Source organism: Cellulosilyticum sp. (assembly GCF_982396655.1).
Window position 1 is genome coordinate 1 of record NZ_CEVXFV010000079.1, and the last position, 14,971, is coordinate 14,971.

The window sequence follows — 14,971 nt, forward strand, 5'->3', positions numbered from 1 at the left end:
CATTCGGCTGTTAACCGAAGGGTCGTAGGTTCGAACCCTACTCGGGGAGTTTTTAATGAAGTAGATCATTAAAGTAAAAAAGGCCCGTTGGTCAAGCGGTCAAGACACCGCCCTTTCACGGCGGTAACACGAGTTCGATTCTCGTACGGGTCATTGTTGGTGATGATGCGCTTAAGGGAAACACCCGTTCCCATCCCGAACACGTCGGTTAAGACTTAAGCGGCTGATGATACTTGGCTGGAGACGGCCTGGGAAAGTAAGTGGTTGCCAAATTTATGGCGGCATAGCCAAGTGGTAAGGCAGAGGTCTGCAACACCTTCATCACCAGTTCAAATCTGGTTGCCGCCTTTAATCTTAAATTAAAAGATTTAAGGTAAAAATATTCCTCGATAGCTCAGCGGCAGAGCATTCGGCTGTTAACCGAAGGGTCGTAGGTTCGAACCCTACTCGGGGAGTTTTTATATGTAATAAAAACATGATAAAATACATATAATTTAATAAGTGGCGGCATAGCCAAGTGGTAAGGCAGAGGTCTGCAACACCTTCATCACCAGTTCAAATCTGGTTGCCGCCTTTTAGTTATAGTCGTAAGAATTATTTGAGATAGTTCTTACGACTTTTTGTGTTGCTAAAATTATTAAATTAGAAGTCTATGGTATTTTTTCAAAAATAGATAGAAACAGTGTTTTTGAATTTTGAGGTATGTTATAATAACCCTATTCGTGGAAGAAAAATTTATATAAACTCAAGGATAAAGCTCAAAATAGAGAATGAAAATGAGTAAAAAATTATAATAATAAGGTAGAAAAAGTTTTGTGAGAAATGTATAAATCATAACAAAATGGATACAACTTTAAGGAGGAGATATATGAATTATCAAGTTGGAGATGTAGTACAGATGAAAAAACCACACCCATGTGGAACTAATGAATGGGAAATCTTGCGTGTAGGTGCGGATTTTAAATTACGCTGTATTGCATGTAATCATTTGATTATGATACCACGTATTAAATTTGAAAAAAGCGTGAAAAAAGTTTTAAGACAAGCAGGGGCATAATAAAATCTTATAAAAAAAGATTAAAAAGAAATTTACCTAAATTTGCTATTTTTTTTAATTAGCAAAAAGGCTTGTCTTTCGTCATATTTTATGGTATCATATGAAACTGTAATGTAATCCTTGCTCTATACACAGATATAGGGCCAAAGACCAAAAGGAGGTGTCATAATGAGAAATTATGAATTATCAGTTGTGTTATTCTCAACATTAAGCGAAGAAGAAAGAGTAGCTACACTTGAAAAAGTGAAAGACCTTATCGTACGTTTTGGTGGAGAAATCACAAACGTTGACGATTGGGGCAAAAGAAAACTTGCTTACGAAATCGAAAAACAAAGAGAAGGTTTCTACTACTTCATTCAATTCAATGCTGAAACTTCTGCTCCAGCAGAAATCGAAGCTAGAGTTCGTATCATGGAACCAGTTCTTCGTTACTTAATCGTATCTCTTGAAGATAAATAATAATTACCTGAAGGAAGGGGTCTGAGTATGAACAAAGTTATATTAATGGGACGTTTGACTAGAGATCCAGAAGTACGTTATTCTCAATCAGCTAATCCTGTTGCAGTAGCAAGATATGGAATTGCTGTAAGAAGACAGTTTGCAAAACCAGGTGAACAAGATGTTGATTTCTTCAACATCGTATCATTCGGCAAAGCAGGTGAATTCGCTGAGAAGTACTTTAGAAAAGGACAAATGGTTGCTGTCGTTGGGCGTTTACAAGTAAATACTTGGGAAGACCAACAAAAAGTAAAACATACATCAGTAGATGTAGTGGCAGAAGAGCAACACTTTGCAGAAAGTAGATCTTCAGCAGAATCTCGTGGTGTAATGATGGATGCTCCAATTAGTGCACCCGCACCAAGTCCCTCTTCAGGAAATTCAGCAGCAGGTTTTACACCTACTACTAACTTTGAAGAAGATGACGATTTACCATTTTAATTAGAAACAGTAATTAAAGAAGGAGGGAATACACAATGGCAATGCAAAAAAGACATAACCGTAGAAGACGTAAAATAAATCAATTTGCTGGTGATAAAATCAAAAAAATCAACTACAAAGATATCAATACTCTTAAGAAATTTATCTCAGAAAGAGGTAAAATTCTTCCAAGAAGAATCACTGGTAACTCAGCTAAAGCACAACGTAAACTTACAGTTGCTATCAAACGTGCAAGACACATTGCACTTTTACCATACACACAAGATTAATTTTTAATACATTAGCACATTATATAGAGAGAAACAAGCACAAATACCAAACAATATGCACACACCACTGCTTAGCCGGCAGTGGTTTTTTGTTTTTCAGTGATTTTTTGCAAGAGTCTAGTCACTACTAGAATTAAAAGTCGAATCTATGGTATAATAATACAACGTATATTTATTTTTCTTGAGAAATAAAGCGGGATGCAGGTTGTAGATAGAATTTGCACTTCCATTTATTAAGGTAGATATCGTAATTGATTAGAAGACGAAGGAGGGACGCTTTTCAATGAAACAAGATACAAGGAGAACGCTAATGCTGTGCTTTTTATTAGCATTCTATATTGTAATAGCAATATTAGGCGTATATAGCATAGGAAGTATTCTTTTATTACCTATTTTAGCAATACCTCTCACATTGTATATGATTAGGAATACTGCTGAGATGGGTACACATATCTTATATAATGTTGCGACTTTACTTTCTGTATATGCCATAACTGGAAAAATAGAAAGCAGTTTGATTTATCTTATTGGGATTGGTGTGCCAGCATATGCTGTATCATATTTTTATAAAAAGAAGTATCCTTTACCAAATACTATTGTGTATGCGGGTGTTATAAGTGCTATTGCATTTTTACTTTATCAAGGTATTATGAAAGCAGTAGGTATTAATTATGAGCTTCAATACATGGTTTATATGGAACAGCTTAAAACACTATTATTACCTGTAGCAGTAAGTCAATTTATGGCAACAGCAGGTATAGCAAATAAAGGATTTGAGGTTCAGATTACCCAGATGCTTATAGGTAATTTTGATTTAATAAAGCAGTTGTTTGCAGCAATGCTTATTATAAATGCATTTATATGTACAGTTATACAGGTGATTATTACACATATTATTTTACGCCGTAAGGATAAGGCCTTACCAACCTTAGGGCAATTATTAGAATTTAGGATGTCGAGGGTATTACTTATAATACTTGCAGTAGCTATATTTTTAATGGCTATGACAACAGATGCATTAAGTGGTACAATGATTTTAGGTGTGAATGTAGTAGTTGTAATTTATATGTTATTTATGTTAGTTGGATTACTTAGTGTAATTGGAATTATTAAGAAGTCCTCAATTAATAAAGGGGTAAAAATCATAAGTGGTATTTTCCTAGGAGTTATTATACTATTTTCACCTACACTTCTTATACTATTTGGCTTTCTTGATACAATCTTTAATTTTAGGAAAGTAACGATTGTGGTTTAATGCGCAGAAAGGATAGGGATATGAAGAAACATTTTAAGAATCATTTTTCTTATGCAATAGGGATATTAAGATTCTCACAGCTTTTGATGCTTATAGGAGTTGTTATACAAGCAGTTAGAGTAGTACATGTACCACAAGTTATTGTGAGCCTACTGATATATACCATTTTATTTATTTTGAGTATAGTTGGAGAAAAGCATATAGTGGGTATTGTAAGGTCACAGATTGCACGGCAGGTAGAAGAAGTTACAACACTTAAAGATACAATGTTTGCTAACTCACAAATACCTGTAGCTATTTTAGAAGAAATAGGAGAAATCAAGTGGTTTAATAATGCTTTTTCAGATATTTGTAATGAAGAAGTAAGTATTGGTAAGGATATCAAAGAAATAATCCCTGATATAAAAACAAGTGAACTTATAGATTTAGAGTCCATACCTAATAAAATGATTGAACTTGGCGGTAAAAAGTTTAATTTATCTATTGAAAAGGTAAGTGGTGAAAATCTATGTTTTATACTTTATTTTATGGATACAACAGAAAATGAGTTTTTAAAGAAGCAAATTAATGATGAACGTTGTATGATGGGATATTTATGTATTGATAATATTGATGAGATTACGCATAGTATTGAAGAAGTACGACGTCCTATGCTGATGGCTATTATTGATCGAAAAATTAACTTATGGTTTAAAGAGCGCGAGGTAGTTATTGCGCGTATTGAACGTGATAAGTATATTATGATTTTCAATAGAAGAGAGCTTGAAAAGATGGAGCAGACGAAATTTGATATATTAGATGAGATGCGACATATTCAAGTAGGGAATGAATTACCTGTTACAATTAGTATAGGGATTGGTAATAATATTACCTCATTAAATAATTCAAAAGAAGATGCTAGAATTGCCTTTGATTTAGCTCAGGGGCGAGGTGGGGACCAAGCTATTATAAAACATCATGATAAGTATACTTTCTATGGTGGCAAGACCAAAGAAGTTGAGAAGAGTGCTAGAGTAAAAGTAAGAATAAAAGCGTATGCCTTTAAAGAACTTTTACATGAAGCTGATAAAGTATTTATCATGGGGCATAAGGGCATTGATATGGATTGCTTAGGTGCAGCTATGGGTGTATATAGAGGCGCAGCTATAATGGGTAAAAAAGCGCAAATTATATTAAAAGAACCTACCTTTGCCATTAAGGCTTTATATGATAGAATAGTAGAATCAAAAGAATATGAAGATTTATTTATAACACCTGAAGAAGCTGAAAAAGAAATTAAAAAAGATACTTTACTTGTTATTGTAGATGTTCATAGAAAAAGTTACTTAGAATGCCCTGAATTTTTAGATAAGTTCGAGAAGGTGGTAGTATTTGACCATCATCGTCGTAGTACAGATTTTATTGAAGATGCAGTACTTACTTATGTAGAGCCATTTATTTCATCTACTTGTGAGATGATTTCGGAGATTCTTAATTACTTAAGTGATAAAATTAAACTTACAGCTATTGAGGCAGATGCACTCTTAGCAGGTATTACGATTGATACGAAGAACTTTGTATTTAAGGCAGGCGTTAGGACCTTTGAGGCTGCTGCATTTCTTAGAAGAAATGGTGCAGATAGTACGAGAGTGCGTATGTTATTCCAAGATGATATGGATGTTTATAAAGTACGTGCAACGGCTATTAAAGAAGCAGAAATCTGGGAGGGGAATATGGCAGTGGCGGATGTAAATGGCGCTATACCACATGCTAATATTATAGCAGCGCAGGTTGCTGATGAACTCTTAAATATTAAAGGTATTGAAGCTTCATTTGTATTAACACCTCAAGAGGAGTATATTGTGATTAGTGCAAGAGCATTAAAGGATATAAATGTACAGCGTATTATGGAGTTATTAGGAGGCGGTGGACATTTAGGCATTGCTGGGGCACAGATTAAAGATGTATCCTTACAAGAGGCTAGAATACTACTACAAGATGCGATAAATAAATACTTTGAGGAAGGTGAAACAAAATGAAAGTAATTTTAACACAAGATGTAAAAAAAGTTGGTAAAAAAGGTGACTTATTAGAAGTAAAAGATGGATATGCACGTAATGCATTATTCCCAAAAGGATTAGCTGTAGAAGCTAATGCTGTAAATATGAACAATAGAAAATTAGAGCAAAATGCAGAAGCTAAACGTAAACAACAAGAATTAGATGATGCAAAAGCAATTGCTGAAAAGCTTAATGAAAAAGAAATTAAAATTCCTGTGAAAACTGGAGAAGGTGGAAAAGTATTTGGTTCTGTTACTTCAAAAGAAATTGCAGAAGTGATTAAAAAAGATTTAGGCGTGGCAGTAGATAAAAAGAAAATCCAATTAAAAGATCCTATTAAAGGATTAGGTGGATTAAAAGTAACAATTAAGTTACATCCACAAGTAAGTGCCACAGTAAGTGTTTATGTTGTAGAAGCGTAAATTTATAAAAGGAGAGGAATAGGCTATGGAGCAAGTACCTAATATGAGAATTCCGCCACATAGTTTGGAGGCAGAGCAGTCTGTTTTAGGTTCCATGATTTTGGATCATGAAGCTGTTATTGTTGCTAGTGAAATATTACGACCTGAAGACTTTTATAGACCTGATCATGAGCAAATTTATGCAGCCATTATTGAACTTTATACAAGTGGAAATCCTATAGACCTTATTACTATCCAGGATAAATTAGTTCAAAAAGGTGTATTAGAGCAAGTTGGTGGTCTAGGATATATAGCTGAGCTTGCAAGTAGTGTACCTACATCGGCGCATATTAAGCAATATGCTAAGATTGTAGAGGAAAAGGCAACACTCAGAAGGCTAATTAAAGCAAGTAATGAGATTGCAGCAAAAAGTTATGAAGGGGAAGAACCTATTGATAGTATTATGAGCTTTGCTGAAAAGCAAGTTTTTGATATTCTTCAAAATAAAAGTACAGAAGACTTTACTGGTATTGATGAGATTGTTATCACTTCTATTGATAAAATTGAAGAAGCACATCAGAGTAAAGGTGGTATTACAGGAATTGAAACTGGTTTCATTGACCTGGATCAACGTACAGCGGGACTTCAGCCTTCAGACTTAGTGCTAGTAGCAGCTAGACCTTCAATGGGGAAAACAGCCTTTGCCCTTAACATTATTCAAACAGCAGGCATCAAGAACAAACAAAGTGTTGCTGTATTTAGTTTGGAAATGTCTAAGGATCAGCTAGTAAGCCGTATGCTTTGTGCAGAGGCGATGGTTGATTCACAGAAGGCACGTACTGGAATGTTAGAGAAAGAAGACTGGGATCGCTTAGCAAGGAGTATTCCTAATATTGCAGACTCTAGAATCTTTATTGATGATACAGCAGGTATTAACGTTATGGAGATGCGTGCGAAATGTAGAAGGCTTAAAATGGAAAAGGGATTAGACCTTATCATGATTGACTACTTACAGCTTATGAGTGGTAGTGGTAAAGGAGATTCTAGACAACAAGAAATCTCAGATATCTCTCGTTCTTTAAAAGCCTTAGCTAGGGAAATGAATGCCCCTGTAATCGCATTATCCCAGCTTTCTCGTGCTTGTGAGACAAGAACAGACCATAGACCAATGCTTTCCGATTTGAGGGAATCTGGAGCTATTGAACAGGATGCTGACGTTGTTATGTTCTTATATCGTGATGAGTATTATCATCCAGATACAGATAAGAAGAATGTTGGTGAAGTTATTATTGCCAAACAAAGAAATGGCCCTACGGGAACAGTTGAACTTGTATGGCTTGGACAATATACTAAGTTCGCCAATATGCAGCATTAGTTATTGGAGATTAATTTATAGACAAGGGAATGATATGAAATTAATGATATAATTTCATGTCATTCCCTTTCTTTATAGAGTAGGTTAATGCATAATTTAAGTTGTTTAGGAAATGGCGGCTACAAAAGATATATAAATTGGGAAAGGAAGGCTATAATGAGCAAAATTAAGTTTGAAGTAATTACAGAAAAAGACGTGGAACTCGTAAGAGAGATTTATTTATATTATGTAAGAAATTCAACAGCGACTTTTCATATAAGGGAGATTAGTCTAGAGGAAATGAAAGCACTGGTCACTTTTTCAGAACCTAAGTATGAGGGCTACTTAATTAAGATGGAAGATGAAGTTTGTGGCTATGTGCTACTTACTCAGTTTAAGCCACGAGAGGCATTTAGTCATAGTGCAGAAGTCACAATATATTTGAAACATGGTTATGAGGGAAGAGGTATTGGAAGGATAGCCATTGAATTTATAGAAACGCGCGCACGAGAGCCTGAAAAGGAGATTCATACACTTTTAGCACTTATATGTGGTGAAAATATAGGAAGTCGTATGTTGTTTGAAAAAAGTGGTTATAGTATGTGTGGTGTATATAGAGAAGTGGGTTATAAGTTTGACAGGTGGTTAGACCTTATAACATATCAGAAACTAATAGTAAAAGAATAAGTAAAATATAAAATCTCGTAAAGCTAGAGTGAGTATAATAGTTTTACGAGATTTTTATTATTTAATTAAATATTCTAAAAAACATTTATTTTAATGCTATAATTTGATAAAATGTAGAAATAAAGTAGATGTTTAGAGGAGATTTTACAGTGGATATAAATAGAGAGACATATCTAGAGCTCATGGAAAGAAGACTTAAGAATTATTTTGACTTGGAAGAAAATAAACTTATTAATAATAAAGTATTTGATTTGTATGGTAAATATCATATGATGCTAGGAAGAACATTCTTAAGTAAAACAGATATTATTGATAAGTTTGAGACTAATGAACATGTCATGATTAAGTGCGTACCACATTTAACGCAAGAAGATTTAGAAAGATATTTGGCATATTTAAATGAGCTACCTGAGAAAGTAGTAAGTCTTAATCAATATCATAAAAGTACCTATATTAATGCTGTTTTAGTATGTGAGGATTACATAGCGTGTGATTTAAAGACGATTAAGAAATTTAAGTATGAAAAGATATTTGGGTTTTACTTTAGAGGATTTTGTGAAGTAAGGCTGATGGTAGTAGAACTCCCGACAAGTAAGGTATTTACAAACAGGGATGGTAAACGTGTTAAAAAGGCATATGAGCCTTTTTATAAAAAATAAAGGGGGGAGAATTCAATGAATTCTTTAGTATTACTTCTTATTGCAGTAGTAGTTTTTTTAGTAGCCTATGTTGGATATGGTGGTTGGCTTGTAAAGAAATGGGGGCTTGATCCAAAGCGAAAGACACCAGCAGAAACTAAATTTGATAATGTAGACTATGTACCAACAGATGCAAAGGTATTGTTAGGACATCACTTTTCATCTATTGCAGGTGCAGGACCTATTACAGGACCGATTCTTGCATCTATTTTTGGATGGTTACCAGTATATTTATGGATTTTAATTGGATCTGTATTTATAGGTGGTGTACATGACTTTGGGGCATTATTTGCTTCAATTAGACACGATGGTAAAAGTATTGGTGAAATTATTAGGACAAATATTGGACGAAGAGGAAAAATTTTATTTAACTTCTTTGCTTATGCAACACTTATTTTAGTAGTTGCAGCCTTTACAAGTATTTGTGCTTCTACTTTTGCATATGATGTGGCAAATCCTGATAATATTATCGGGGCACAAGCTGGTACAGCTTCTGTATTATTTATTATATTAGCTGTATTATTTGGATTCTTTGTGTACAGAAAGCATGCTAAGCTAGGTGTAGCAACAATTATTGGTGTATTATTATTATTTATTTGCATTTATATAGGATATGCTTTTCCCGTACTTAAACTTTCACAAAGTGCATGGAATGTTATTTTAATTATTTATATTGCACTTGCATCTATTTTACCAGTATGGATTTTATTACAGCCTAGAGATTATTTATGCTCTTTCTTACTTTATGCAATGCTTGCAGGCGGTATTATTGGTTTATTACTTTATAGACCTACGATTGTGGCACCTGCTTATGTAGGATTTAATGTAAATGGACAAACCTTATTCCCATTCTTATTTGTTACAGTTGCTTGTGGTGCTATTTCAGGCTTCCACTCATTAGTTAGTTCAGGAACAACAGCAAAACAAATTAGAAGCGAAAAAGATGCTAAGCTTATTGGTTATGGTTCTATGCTGATTGAAGGAATCGTAGCTGTTATTGCACTTATTACAGTATGTTATGTTGCAAAGGCGGAGGGAACACCAACTGTTATTTTTGCAGCAGGTCTTTCTGAATTTATGAGTAAGTTTGGAATTCCAGTAGCAGTAGGTAAGGTATTTGTTACGTTAGCATTCTCTGCATTTGCACTTACAAGTTTAGATACTGCAACTAGAATCGGTCGTTATATTTTCCAAGAGATGTTTGATGAAGCAAGTGAGCCTATTAAGAAAGTCTTTGCACATCCTATTACAGCTACACTCATTACTGTTGGTTTATCTAGCATTTTACTTGGATATGGTTATACAAAGATTTGGCCAGTATTCGGTGCTGCTAATCAACTTTTAGGTGCGCTAGCATTACTTGCTATTACCAGCTGGCTTGCTAATACAAATCGTACGTCTATTATGTCAGCTATTCCTATGGTATTTATGTTTGCTGTAACAGTTGTAGCTTTATCACTTCTTATTAAACAAAATATCTTTTCAGCTGAGCCTAATTATATTCTAGGTGTTATTGCTATTGTATTATTTGCCTTAGCAATCTGGATTATTGTAGAAGCAATTTTAAAGCTTATGAAACCTGCTCAAAAGAGCGTGAAGGTAAATAAATAGTTAAGGTAACACTTATAAGGCTTAATGATTAAAATTGAATACAAGTGAATTTACGGCATCTGTTGCCAAGAATAAGCACCAAATCAGTAATATTGTTGATTTGGTGCTTATTTTTATGACGTAAGCAGGCTTGATACATAATAAAGAAGCGGATGACAAAACAGTTAGATAAGTGATAAATTATAAAGTAATTAATAAAAAATAAATAAAAATATTCTTAAAATATTGTATTATTGTAAAAATATGGTATAATAATCATAACATGTACAAATGAATGGGGGAGCGCCAATGTTACAGGAAAAAGACTTTCTCACAGTAAAAGATGTAGCGGAAAAGCTGGAAACAGAACCTTACGTACTTAGATTTTATGAGAAGGAACTTAATTTAACAATTAAAAGAAATACTAAAGGACACAGAGTATATACAGTAGAAGATGTAGAGATGTTTAGAAAGATATTGGATATGCGAGAACAAGGCTTACAGCTTAAGGCAATAGAAAGTATTATGCATGATTCAAATCAAGAAGCTAAAGAAAGCTATGAGCAGTTAAGTAGTGCACAACTTCCAACAGCAGCTCAAAATGAAGGTGTAACAACTATAGACATAGGAGACCCTAATAATGATAAGGTTAAAGTATTTATGGGTATGATTACACAGGCTGTTATGGAGGGAAATAAAGCATCTGTAGCACAGATTAAACAAGAGATGAAGGCAGAAATTAAACAAGAAGTAGATAATACAGTAGAAGAGAAAATCAGTGAGTTTCAGGAAAAACAAGAGGCCAAAAATGAAGAATATTATCGTAAGTTAGATGAGACTATGAGAGAAGTTCAGAAGATGAGAAAAGAAATAGGCGATAATAAAGAAAAAGAAAATGATAAAAAAGAAAAACAATCTTTCTGGAATAGGTTATTTAAAGATAAAAAACAAAACGTAGATACACAAACCGCTAAAGAAATGTAATGGCCCTATTAAAGGTGCTAATAATACCTATAAAACTACATATACCAAAAAAAAGCCCCCACGAAGCAGAATATAGTTCTGCTAATGAGGCTTTTTATTTTTGCCATTTTTACATCTAAAAAGGATAATAAAAAAGACTACTAACTATAGTGTGCTAGTAGCCTGACTCATAAAATAGATTAACCTACAACTGGTAGGTTGTATTTCTCAAAAATTGCCTTAGCTGAGTTAGTAGCGTCGATAGATGGCTCTTCAGTATCTTGTAATTCATATTCATACCCAAGTTGTTCCCATTTATACTCACCCATTTTATGGAATGGTAAAATATCAATACGTTCTACATTTTTAAGTGTAGTTAAGTATTGAGCAAGATTTTCAATATCTTCTTCGCTGTCTGTAAGATTTGGAACATATACGTAGCGTATCCAAATAGGAATATTGCGTTCTTCTAAATGTTTTGCAAATGCAAGAGTTGGTTCGAGGTCAACACCAGTTAGATTTTTGAATTTCTCTTTGTTATAACATTTAATATCTAAAAGTACAAGATCTGTATAATCAAGAACAGGGTCAGCCTTTTCTAAGCTCACATGACCTGAACTATCAATTGTTGTGTGAAGTCCTTCCTCTTTACATTTCATAAGTAAATCCCTTACGAAATCAGCTTGCATAAATGGTTCACCACCACTGATAGTAACACCACCATTAGATGCATTCATAAAAGGTTTGTATTTTACAATATCCTTAATAAGATCTTCTGTATCCGCTTCTTTTCCTTCATGTAATTTCCAAGTATCTGGGTTGTGACAATATTTACATCTTAATGGACAACCTTGTGTAAAAACGATATAGCGAAGGCCTGGACCATCTACAGCACCGCAAGTTTCAATCGAATGTATTCTGCCTTTCATGTTCATACCTCCTGAATCAAGTTTATAATTTGTGTAACCTAGATATAATTGCGTAAAAGGGTATTATCTATCCCCTAACCCCCTATTGATAAAGGATCTATTATTATGAATAAGCTACATCTATTTTTATTATAAACAATTAATAAAGAGGATGCAAACATCCTCTTTAAATTAATTGTTATTTAATAATTTTTATCCTAAATATACCAATTCTTAGAAGTGGTTATGGAATGTTCTGTTGATAACATCCATTTGTTGTTCTCTTGTTAAACGGATGAAACGAACAGCATATCCAGATACACGGATTGTAAGTTGTGGATATTTTTCTGGATGATCCATAGCATCAAGTAATGTTTCACGTTGCATAACGTTTACGTTTACGTGGTGTGGATCTTGAACGAAGTATCCATCAAGGAGACCTGTTAAATTGCTGATTTGTTCTTCTTCTGTTTTACCAAGAGCACTTGGAATGATAGAGAATGTATTAGAAATACCATCTAATGAATCTCTGAATGGAAGTTTAGCTACAGAAGAAAGTGATGCAAGAGCACCATTTACGTCTCTACCATGCATTGGGTTAGCACCTGGAGCAAGTGGTTGACCTGCTTTACGTCCATCAGGTGTGTTACCTGTTTTCTTACCATATACAACGTTTGATGTAATAGTTAAGATAGATGTTGTTGGGATAGAGTTTCTGTATGTATGATGTTTTCTAACTTTGTTCATGAAGTTTTGAACAAGTTCAACACCAATTTGGTCTACACGGTCATCATTATTACCGTATGCTGGGTATTCGCCTTCGATTTCGTAATCTGTAACAAGACCTGTTTCATCTCTAACAGTTTTAACTTTAGCGTATTTAATAGCTGAAAGAGAGTCAACTACTACTGAGAATCCAGCAATACCTGTAGCGAATGTACGTTCAACTTCTGTATCATGAAGAGCCATTTCAAGTGATTCATAGTGATATTTATCATGCATGTAATGAATTACGTTTAATGTATCAACATAAACTCTTGCAAGCCAATCCATCATATCATTGAATTTAGCCATAACTTCATCATAATCAAGGTATTCAGATGTGATTGGTTGATATTTAGGACCAACTTGTTCACCTGTCATTTCATCACGACCACCGTTGATTGCATAAAGTAATGTTTTAGCAAGGTTAGCACGAGCACCGAAGAATTGCATTTCTTTTCCGACTTTCATAGCAGATACACAGCATGCGATTGTGTAGTCGTCACCGTAGTGTAATCTCATTAAATCATCATTTTCGTATTGGATAGATGATGTTTTGATAGAGATATCAGCACAGTAACGTTTGAAGTTTTGTGGAAGTCTTGGAGACCAAAGAATTGTTAAGTTTGGTTCTGGTGATGGTCCAAGATTAATTAATGTGTGAAGTACACGGTAAGATGTTTTTGTAACCATGTGACGTCCATCAATACCAAGTCCACCGATTGCTTCAGATACCCAAGCAGGGTCACCAGAGAATAATTCATTGTATTCTGGGATACGAAGGAAACGAACCATACGAAGTTTCATTACGAAATGATCAATGAATTCTTGGATTTGTTCTTCTGTATATCTACCAGCTTTAAGGTCTCTTTCAGCATAGATATCAAGGAATGTTGTGTTACGTCCGATTGACATAGCAGCACCATCTTGTTGTTTTACAGCACCAAGGTAACCGAAGTATAACCATTGGATAGCTTCTTTAATATCTGCAGCTGGTCTAGAAATATCAAAACCATAGTTTGCAGCCATTTTTTTAAGATCTTGAAGAGCGATTACTTGTTCAGCAATTTCTTCACGACGACGTACTACATCTTCGCACATTGGAGTTACGTCTAATTGTTCTTTATCTGCAAGTTTTTCTTCAATTAAGAAGTCAACACCGTATAAAGCAATACGACGGTAGTCACCAACGATACGTCCACGACCATAAGCATCTGGAAGACCTGTGATGATGTGGCTGTGACGACAAGCTCTCATGTCTTTTGTATATGCTTGGAATACAGCTGTATTGTGTGTTTTGCGGTATTTTGTGAAGATTTCTTTTGTTTCTGGATCTAATTCATAGCCATAAGATTTAAGTGCTAATTCTACAGTACGAATACCACCATTTGGCATAATATTTCTTTTTAATGGTTTATCTGATTGAAGACCAACGATTGTTTCAAGATCTTTGTTTAAGTAACCAGGACCATGAGAAGTAAGAGTAGAAGGAACTTTTGTTTCAGCATCTAAGATACCTTTTTTAAGTTCTTCGTCCATAAGACCACGTACTTGTGACCATAAAGTAGTAGTAGCTTCTGTTGGACCTACTAAGAAAGATTCATCTCCATCATATGGTGTATAGTTTCTTTGAATGAAGTCTCTAGTATTGATTTCTTTTGACCATATACCAGTTTTAAAACCATTCCATTGTTCAAACATTAATAATCACTCCTTAAATTAATTGAAGAAAATTAAATATTTATAAATAAAGATATAAATACTAGCAATAAAGAATTGCTTGATTTTCATACCCACATTATACAATGTATACTGTATACAGGTCAAGAATTTCTTATAAAATTATATATTATATATTACAATATACAAAAATTGGAATTAGCGTTAATAAAAGATAATTTTAACGTTTGGATTAAATAGATGAGATTTGTCATATATTATAAGGAGAAAAATACTATAAAATAAGTACGCAAATAGCTATATTAATGTTAAATATTATCCGTCTCAAAACCAAAATCCTCATAAGCCCTGGCCATCATATCTTTAAAC

At 33.9% G+C, this 14,971-nt stretch carries 14 protein-coding genes, 4 tRNA genes and 1 rRNA gene; 17 read left to right on the top strand and 2 right to left on the bottom strand.

Annotated features, from left to right (window positions below):
* The first annotated feature begins 81 nt into the window (after positions 1-81).
* The 17 genes from AC1VAQ_RS19740 (at position 82) to AC1VAQ_RS19820 (ending at position 11,273) form a co-directional block, all read left to right on the top strand.
* Positions 82-153: transfer RNA gene (locus AC1VAQ_RS19740), tRNA-Glu, on the top strand.
* A gap of 2 nt (positions 154-155) precedes the next feature.
* Positions 156-273 (top strand): 5S ribosomal RNA (gene rrf, locus AC1VAQ_RS19745).
* Positions 274-277: 4 nt separating this feature from the next.
* A tRNA-Cys gene (locus AC1VAQ_RS19750) sits at positions 278-348 on the top strand.
* Positions 349-383: 35 nt separating this feature from the next.
* A tRNA-Asn gene (locus AC1VAQ_RS19755) sits at positions 384-455 on the top strand.
* 48 nt (positions 456-503) lie between these two features.
* Positions 504-574 (top strand) — tRNA-Cys (locus AC1VAQ_RS19760).
* A gap of 294 nt (positions 575-868) precedes the next feature.
* Positions 869-1,057 (top strand): DUF951 domain-containing protein, encoded by a 189-nt coding sequence (locus AC1VAQ_RS19765; protein WP_302599514.1) that lies wholly within the window; start codon positions 869-871, stop codon positions 1,055-1,057.
* A 168-nt stretch (positions 1,058-1,225) separates the two neighbouring features.
* The gene (gene rpsF, locus AC1VAQ_RS19770) at positions 1,226-1,516 is read left to right on the top strand and encodes a 30S ribosomal protein S6 (RefSeq protein WP_302599515.1); all 291 of its coding nucleotides are present in this window, start codon (positions 1,226-1,228) and stop codon (positions 1,514-1,516) included.
* Positions 1,517-1,543: 27 nt separating this feature from the next.
* Positions 1,544-1,996 (top strand): single-stranded DNA-binding protein, encoded by a 453-nt coding sequence (locus tag AC1VAQ_RS19775; protein WP_302599516.1) that lies wholly within the window; start codon positions 1,544-1,546, stop codon positions 1,994-1,996.
* Between the two features lie 35 nt (positions 1,997-2,031).
* On the top strand, positions 2,032-2,265 hold the full coding sequence (gene rpsR / locus AC1VAQ_RS19780; protein ID WP_054742901.1) for a 30S ribosomal protein S18: 234 nt from the start codon (positions 2,032-2,034) through the stop codon (positions 2,263-2,265).
* Between the two features lie 283 nt (positions 2,266-2,548).
* Entirely contained in the window at positions 2,549-3,520 is a 972-nt protein-coding gene (locus AC1VAQ_RS19785; protein ID WP_302599518.1) for a DUF2232 domain-containing protein, read from the top strand.
* Between the two features lie 20 nt (positions 3,521-3,540).
* Entirely contained in the window at positions 3,541-5,538 is a 1,998-nt protein-coding gene (locus tag AC1VAQ_RS19790) for a DHH family phosphoesterase (RefSeq protein ID WP_302599519.1), read from the top strand.
* A complete protein-coding gene (gene rplI, locus AC1VAQ_RS19795; RefSeq protein ID WP_302599520.1) occupies positions 5,535-5,981 on the top strand; it encodes a 50S ribosomal protein L9 in 447 nt (148 codons plus the stop codon). Before AC1VAQ_RS19790 ends, rplI begins: the two co-directional genes overlap by 4 nt.
* Positions 5,982-6,006: 25 nt before the next feature.
* On the top strand, positions 6,007-7,335 hold the full coding sequence (dnaB, locus tag AC1VAQ_RS19800) for a replicative DNA helicase (protein WP_302599521.1): 1,329 nt from the start codon (positions 6,007-6,009) through the stop codon (positions 7,333-7,335).
* 156 nt (positions 7,336-7,491) lie between these two features.
* A complete protein-coding gene (locus tag AC1VAQ_RS19805) occupies positions 7,492-8,001 on the top strand; it encodes a GNAT family N-acetyltransferase (RefSeq protein WP_302599522.1) in 510 nt (169 codons plus the stop codon).
* 149 nt (positions 8,002-8,150) lie between these two features.
* Positions 8,151-8,660: a DUF8052 family protein gene (locus tag AC1VAQ_RS19810; RefSeq protein WP_303244127.1), complete on the top strand. Its 510-nt coding sequence runs from the start codon at positions 8,151-8,153 to the stop codon at positions 8,658-8,660.
* 15 nt (positions 8,661-8,675) lie between these two features.
* Entirely contained in the window at positions 8,676-10,310 is a 1,635-nt protein-coding gene (locus AC1VAQ_RS19815; RefSeq protein WP_302599524.1) for a carbon starvation CstA family protein, read from the top strand.
* 288 nt (positions 10,311-10,598) lie between these two features.
* The gene (locus tag AC1VAQ_RS19820) at positions 10,599-11,273 is read left to right on the top strand and encodes a helix-turn-helix domain-containing protein (RefSeq protein ID WP_302599525.1); all 675 of its coding nucleotides are present in this window, start codon (positions 10,599-10,601) and stop codon (positions 11,271-11,273) included.
* Positions 11,274-11,452: 179 nt separating this feature from the next.
* Here AC1VAQ_RS19820 and pflA read toward each other — a convergent pair whose 3' ends face one another.
* Together pflA and pflB are read right to left on the bottom strand one after the other, a co-directional pair.
* Positions 11,453-12,181 (bottom strand): pyruvate formate-lyase-activating protein, encoded by a 729-nt coding sequence (gene pflA, locus AC1VAQ_RS19825; protein WP_302599526.1) that lies wholly within the window; start codon positions 12,179-12,181, stop codon positions 11,453-11,455.
* 213 nt (positions 12,182-12,394) lie between these two features.
* Positions 12,395-14,623, bottom strand: a complete 2,229-nt coding sequence (pflB, locus tag AC1VAQ_RS19830; protein WP_302599527.1) for a formate C-acetyltransferase — start codon at positions 14,621-14,623, stop codon at positions 12,395-12,397.
* Positions 14,624-14,971 lie beyond the last annotated feature (348 nt).

What these genes read in the sequence shown, in the direction of transcription:
- AC1VAQ_RS19765 (WP_302599514.1), top strand. Translation starts at nt 869, where the DNA reads ATGAATTATCAAGTTGGAGATGTAGTACAGATGAAAAAACCACACCCA.
- rpsF (WP_302599515.1), top strand. Translation starts at nt 1,226, where the DNA reads ATGAGAAATTATGAATTATCAGTTGTGTTATTCTCAACATTAAGCGAA.
- AC1VAQ_RS19775 (WP_302599516.1), top strand. Translation starts at nt 1,544, where the DNA reads ATGAACAAAGTTATATTAATGGGACGTTTGACTAGAGATCCAGAAGTA.
- rpsR (WP_054742901.1), top strand. Translation starts at nt 2,032, where the DNA reads ATGGCAATGCAAAAAAGACATAACCGTAGAAGACGTAAAATAAATCAA.
- AC1VAQ_RS19785 (WP_302599518.1), top strand. Translation starts at nt 2,549, where the DNA reads ATGAAACAAGATACAAGGAGAACGCTAATGCTGTGCTTTTTATTAGCA.
- AC1VAQ_RS19790 (WP_302599519.1), top strand. Translation starts at nt 3,541, where the DNA reads ATGAAGAAACATTTTAAGAATCATTTTTCTTATGCAATAGGGATATTA.
- rplI (WP_302599520.1), top strand. Translation starts at nt 5,535, where the DNA reads ATGAAAGTAATTTTAACACAAGATGTAAAAAAAGTTGGTAAAAAAGGT.
- dnaB (WP_302599521.1), top strand. Translation starts at nt 6,007, where the DNA reads ATGGAGCAAGTACCTAATATGAGAATTCCGCCACATAGTTTGGAGGCA.
- AC1VAQ_RS19805 (WP_302599522.1), top strand. Translation starts at nt 7,492, where the DNA reads ATGAGCAAAATTAAGTTTGAAGTAATTACAGAAAAAGACGTGGAACTC.
- AC1VAQ_RS19815 (WP_302599524.1), top strand. Translation starts at nt 8,676, where the DNA reads ATGAATTCTTTAGTATTACTTCTTATTGCAGTAGTAGTTTTTTTAGTA.
- AC1VAQ_RS19820 (WP_302599525.1), top strand. Translation starts at nt 10,599, where the DNA reads ATGTTACAGGAAAAAGACTTTCTCACAGTAAAAGATGTAGCGGAAAAG.
- pflA (WP_302599526.1), bottom strand. Translation starts at nt 12,181, where the DNA reads ATGAAAGGCAGAATACATTCGATTGAAACTTGCGGTGCTGTAGATGGT.
- pflB (WP_302599527.1), bottom strand. Translation starts at nt 14,623, where the DNA reads ATGTTTGAACAATGGAATGGTTTTAAAACTGGTATATGGTCAAAAGAA.